General features: G+C 62.9%; 6 protein-coding genes. 5 read left to right on the forward strand and 1 reads right to left on the reverse strand.

Going from position 1 to position 4,988, the window contains the following annotated elements:
* Positions 1 to 63 precede the first annotated feature (63 nt).
* Entirely contained in the window at positions 64 to 1,032 is a 969-nt protein-coding gene (locus NP534_RS25580) for a polyprenyl synthetase family protein (protein WP_033701373.1), read from the reverse strand.
* A 245-nt stretch (positions 1,033 to 1,277) separates the two neighbouring features.
* Here NP534_RS25580 and rplU point away from each other — a divergent pair, with 245 nt between their 5' ends.
* The 5 genes from rplU (at position 1,278) to NP534_RS25605 (ending at position 4,965) form a co-directional block, all read left to right on the forward strand.
* Positions 1,278 to 1,592, forward strand: coding sequence for a 50S ribosomal protein L21 (gene rplU, locus NP534_RS25585; protein ID WP_003247466.1), 315 nt, complete (start codon positions 1,278 to 1,280; stop codon positions 1,590 to 1,592).
* A 38-nt stretch (positions 1,593 to 1,630) separates the two neighbouring features.
* Positions 1,631 to 1,888, forward strand: a complete 258-nt coding sequence (gene rpmA / locus NP534_RS25590; RefSeq protein ID WP_008092023.1) for a 50S ribosomal protein L27 — start codon at positions 1,631 to 1,633, stop codon at positions 1,886 to 1,888.
* A gap of 188 nt (positions 1,889 to 2,076) precedes the next feature.
* On the forward strand, positions 2,077 to 3,303 hold the full coding sequence (gene cgtA, locus NP534_RS25595) for an Obg family GTPase CgtA (RefSeq protein WP_033701372.1): 1,227 nt from the start codon (positions 2,077 to 2,079) through the stop codon (positions 3,301 to 3,303).
* An 85-nt stretch (positions 3,304 to 3,388) separates the two neighbouring features.
* Positions 3,389 to 4,507 (forward strand): glutamate 5-kinase, encoded by a 1,119-nt coding sequence (gene proB, locus NP534_RS25600; RefSeq protein ID WP_274100570.1) that lies wholly within the window; start codon positions 3,389 to 3,391, stop codon positions 4,505 to 4,507.
* Positions 4,504 to 4,965: a CreA family protein gene (locus NP534_RS25605; protein WP_186660557.1), complete on the forward strand. Its 462-nt coding sequence runs from the start codon at positions 4,504 to 4,506 to the stop codon at positions 4,963 to 4,965. Before proB ends, NP534_RS25605 begins: the two co-directional genes overlap by 4 nt.
* Positions 4,966 to 4,988 lie beyond the last annotated feature (23 nt).

Raw genomic sequence — 4,988 nt, forward strand, 5'->3', positions numbered from 1 at the left:
CGATCTCCCGCTCCTACATGGACCTGTAGGAGCGGGCTTGCCCGCGATGAAGGTGGCGCGATGTTAGTGCGTACGCGCTACCGCAAACTCGCTCAGCTCGATCAACGCATCGCGATATTCACTGGCCGGCAGCACTTCCAGGCACTCGATGGCCCGCTTCACGTAGTCACGGGCCATCTGCGCGGTGTAGTCCAGCGCGCCCGAGGCTTCGACCGCCGCGCGGATCTGCTCGAGGTCTTCAAGGCCACCCTTCTGGATCGCCTGGCGCACCAGCGCAGCCTGTTCGGGCGTGCCTTCGCGCATGGTGTAGATCAGCGGCAGGGTCGGCTTGCCCTCGGCCAGGTCGTCACCGACGTTCTTGCCCAGGGTCTGCGAGTCGCCCTTGTAATCCAGCAGGTCGTCGACCAGCTGGAAGGCCACACCCAGGTGGTCGCCGAAGGTGCGCAGGGCTTCGCGCTGCGCGTCGCTGGCGCCGGCCAGCGCGGCGGCGCTGTGGGTCGAGGCCTCGAACAGCATGGCGGTCTTGCCGCGGATGACCTCCATGTACACCTCTTCCGTGGTGCTGGCATCGCGCACGCGCGATAGCTGCAGCACTTCACCCTCGGCGATGACGCGGGTGGCCTTGGAGAGGATCTGCATGACCGGCATCGAACCCAGTTCGACCATCATTTCGAACGAGCGCGAATAAAGGAAGTCGCCCACCAGCACGCTCGGTGCGTTGCCCCACAGCGCATTGGCGGTGGAACGGCCGCGGCGCATGCCGGACATGTCGACCACGTCGTCGTGCAGCAAGGTGGCGGTGTGCAGGAACTCGATGGTCGCTGCCAGCAGGCGCAGGTCGTCGCCTTCGCGGCCCAGGGCCTTGCCACACAGCAGGACCAGCAGGGGACGCAGGCGCTTGCCACCGGCCGACGTGATGTAGTCGCCGATCTTCGATACCAGCGGCACGCGCGAGGTCAGCTGCTTCTTGATGATCTCGTCGACGGCGCTGAAATCATCAGCCACCGCGCGGTAGAAGGTTTGGGGTTGCATCGGCTGCTCCATTGACGTTGCGCGGCATGCTAGGTCGCGGGTCCCGGTGTGTCAAGGCGCGGTGCCAGCGCCACGGGGGCGGTACTTGCAAGCAAAACCGGGGTTGCGTACAATCGCGCACCCTAACTTCCTGGGCAGCACCTGCCTTACGCAATTGCACCGGGCCGTTCCAGCCCCATGCAGCCATGCCAGCCAATACTCATCATATAAAGCGCTGGGTGAGCAGGATTATCGGAGAAATACCCATGTCTTACGCAGTAATCGTTACCGGCGGCAAGCAGTACAAAGTCGCTGAAGGTGAATTCCTCAAGATCGAAAAACTGGAAGTCGCCACTGGCGAATCCGTGACTTTCGATCGCGTTCTGCTGGTTGCCAACGGTGAAGAAGTCACCATCGGCGCTCCAGTCGTCGCCGGCGCTAAAGTTGTTGCTGAAGTCGTTTCGCAAGGCCGTCACGATAAAGTCCGCATCATCAAGTTCCGTCGTCGTAAGCACCACATGAAGCGTATGGGCCACCGCCAGTGGTTCACCGAGATCAAAATCACCGGCATCCAGGCTTAATCCCCTAGATCCCCTGAATTTATTTGGAGAATTGAACCATGGCTCACAAGAAGGCTGGTGGTAGTACCCGTAACGGTCGCGACTCAGAATCGAAACGCCTTGGCGTGAAGATGTATGGCAGCCAGGTCGTCAAGGCCGGCAACATCATCGTCCGTCAGCGCGGCACCCAGTTCCACGCCGGCTACGGCGTTGGCATGGGCAAGGATCACACCCTGTTCGCCAAGATCGAAGGCGTGATCAAGTTCGAGAAGAAAGGCGAGTTCAACCGCCGTTACGTGAGCATCGTCGCAGCCTAATCGCGACGTCGCTCCAGAAGCCCCGTCATGCGACGGGGCTTTTTCGTTTGTGGTGAGCCTCTTGCAAAGCTGTTTGTATGGGCTGCCGGCGTGGGTTTCTACGGTCGTACGGGGCCGCCGCGCTCATTTTTGCAAGAGCCTCAGGTTTTTTAAGTATTCAGCTCGTCGGAAGACGAGGGGCGGTTTTAATGAAGTTTGTTGACGAAGTATCGATTCGAGTCAAAGCCGGTGACGGCGGTAACGGTTGCATGAGCTTCCGTCGCGAAAAATTCATCGAAAACGGTGGCCCTAACGGCGGCGACGGTGGTGACGGCGGTTCGGTGTACATGGTTGCCGACGAAAACCTCAACACCCTGGTCGACTACCGCTACACCCGTCACCATGAGGCCCAGCGTGGCGCCAACGGTGGCAGCACCGACTGCACCGGCAAGAAGGGTGAAGACCTGTTCCTGCGGGTGCCGGTCGGCACCACGGTGATCGACGCCACCACCCAGGAAGTGATCGGTGACCTGATCACCCCTGGCCAGAAGCTGATGGTCGCCCAAGGCGGCTGGCACGGCCTGGGCAACACCCGCTTCAAGTCGAGTACCAACCGTGCGCCGCGTCAGACCACCCCGGGCAAGCCAGGTGATCAGCGCGACCTGAAAATGGAAATGAAGGTCCTGGCCGACGTCGGCCTGCTCGGCCTGCCAAACGCTGGCAAGAGCACCTTCATCCGTTCGGTGTCGGCTGCCAAGCCGAAAGTCGCCGACTACCCGTTCACCACCCTGGTGCCGAACCTGGGCGTGGTCAGCGTCGACCGCTGGAAGAGCTTCGTCATTGCCGACATCCCCGGCCTGATCGAAGGCGCATCCGACGGTGCCGGCCTGGGTATCCGCTTCCTCAAGCACCTGGCGCGTACCCGCGTGCTGCTGCACCTGGTCGACATGGCGCCGCTGGACGAAAGCAGCCCGGCCGATGCCGCAGAAGTGATCGTCAACGAGCTGACCCGCTTCAGCCCGTCGCTGGCCGAGCGTGAGCGCTGGCTGGTGCTGAACAAGTCTGACATGGTCATGGACGACGAGCGCGACGAGCGGGTCAAGGAAGTGGTCGAGCGCTTGCAGTGGGAAGGCCCGGTCTATGTGATCTCGGCCATCTCCAAGCAGGGCACCGACAAGCTCAGCCACGACCTGATGCGCTACCTCGAAGACCGCGCCGACCGCCTGGCCAACGACCCGGTCTTCGCCGCCGAGCTGGCCGACCTCGACCAGCGCATCGAAGACGAAGCCCGCGCCCAGTTGCAGGCCCTGGACGACGCCCGTACCCTGCGTCGCACAGGCGTCAAGAGCGTCCACGACATCGGCGACGATGACGGTTGGGACGATGATTTCGAGGACGACGAAGACGGCCCGGAAATCATTTACGTGCGCGACTGACCGGTTGCAGTACACTAAACGCCGCTCTCTGGAGCGGCGTTTTTGTATCCACTGTATCTACAGATTCGACATAGGTTGGAAGAAGATGCGAAGCAAGGTGACGGGCGCCAAGCGCTGGGTCGTGAAGATTGGCAGTGCGCTGTTGACCGCCGATGGCAAAGGCCTGGATCGCGGCGCAATGGCCGTTTGGGTCGAGCAGATGGTCGCGCTGCGTGAGGCAGGCGTGGAGTTGGTGCTGGTCTCTTCGGGGGCAGTGGCAGCGGGCATGAGCCAGCTGGGCTGGACCTCGCGACCGAGCGCGATGAACGAGCTGCAGGCCGCCGCTTCGATCGGCCAGATGCGCCTGGTGCAGGCTTGGGAGTCGAGCTTCGGCGAGCACGGCAAGCACACTGCGCAGATCCTCCTGACCCATGACGACCTGTCCGACCGCAAACGTTACCTGAACGCGCGCAGCACCCTGCGCACATTGGTCGACCTCGGCGTGGTGCCGGTGATCAACGAAAACGACACCGTGGTCACCGACGAGATTCGCTTCGGCGACAACGACACCTTGGCCGCGCTGGTGGCCAACCTGGTGGAAGCTGACCTGCTGGTGATCCTCACCGACCGCGACGGCATGTTCGACGCCGACCCGCGCAACAACCCCGAAGCCCAGCTGATCTATGAAGCCCGTGCCGACGACCCGGCGCTCGACGCCGTGGCCGGTGGCACCGGTGGCGCGCTGGGCCGTGGCGGCATGCAGACCAAGCTGCGCGCTGCGCGCCTGGCGGCACGTTCCGGTGCGCATACCATCATCATCGGTGGCCGCATCGAGCGCGTGCTTGATCGCCTCAAGGGCGGTGAGCGCCTGGGCACCTTGCTGTCGCCTGAGCGCGGCATGCTCGCTGCGCGCAAGCAGTGGCTGGCCGGGCACCTGCAAACCCGTGGCACGCTGGTGCTCGACGCCGGCGCCGTGCAGGCACTGCGCCAGGCCAACAAGAGCCTGTTGCCGGTTGGCGTGAAGACCGTGCAGGGCAGTTTCCGGCGTGGCGAGATGGTGGTATGCGTCGGCCCGGACGGCCTTGAAGTGGCCCGCGGCCTGGCCAACTACAGCGCCCTGGAAGCGCAGAAAATCATCGGCCAGTCGTCCGATAGCATCGAGTCGATCCTTGGCTATAGCGCTGAGCCCGAGCTGGTGCACCGCGACAATCTGGTGCTGGTATGAGCCTGTTCAAGCGAGTGATTGCCGTGGCGGCGCTGGCGCTGCCAATCCTGGCCGGGGCCGAGGAAGTCGGCCAGGTGTCCACGGTGTTCAAGTTCCTTGGGCCGAACGACCGCATTGTGGTCGAAGCGTTTGACGATCCCAAGGTCGAGGGCGTGACCTGCTACCTGTCGCGGGCCAAGACTGGCGGCATGAAGGGTGGCTTGGGGCTGGCGGAGGACCGTGCGGAGGCGTCGATTGCTTGCCGTCAGGTCGGGCCGATCAACTTCAAGGGTGAGTTGAAGGATGGCGAGGAAGTGTTCAAGGAACGCACCTCGCTGGTGTTCAAGACCATGCAGGTGGTGCGCTTTCTGGACAAGAAGCGCAATACGCTGGTGTACCTGGTGTACAGCGACCGCATGATCGAAGGCAGCCCGCAGAATGCGGTGACCGCGATTCCGATCCTGCCTTGGGCGCATTGATAGCCTGGTAGATTTTGGGAGGC

This window comes from Pseudomonas sp. 39004 (assembly GCF_028682155.1).
In the GTDB taxonomy this organism is placed as follows: domain Bacteria; phylum Pseudomonadota; class Gammaproteobacteria; order Pseudomonadales; family Pseudomonadaceae; genus Aquipseudomonas; species Aquipseudomonas capeferrum.

What these genes read in the sequence shown, in the direction of transcription:
- NP534_RS25580 (WP_033701373.1), bottom strand. Translation starts at nt 1,032, where the DNA reads ATGCAACCCCAAACCTTCTACCGCGCGGTGGCTGATGATTTCAGCGCC.
- rplU (WP_003247466.1), top strand. Translation starts at nt 1,278, where the DNA reads ATGTCTTACGCAGTAATCGTTACCGGCGGCAAGCAGTACAAAGTCGCT.
- rpmA (WP_008092023.1), top strand. Translation starts at nt 1,631, where the DNA reads ATGGCTCACAAGAAGGCTGGTGGTAGTACCCGTAACGGTCGCGACTCA.
- cgtA (WP_033701372.1), top strand. Translation starts at nt 2,077, where the DNA reads ATGAAGTTTGTTGACGAAGTATCGATTCGAGTCAAAGCCGGTGACGGC.
- proB (WP_274100570.1), top strand. Translation starts at nt 3,389, where the DNA reads ATGCGAAGCAAGGTGACGGGCGCCAAGCGCTGGGTCGTGAAGATTGGC.
- NP534_RS25605 (WP_186660557.1), top strand. Translation starts at nt 4,504, where the DNA reads ATGAGCCTGTTCAAGCGAGTGATTGCCGTGGCGGCGCTGGCGCTGCCA.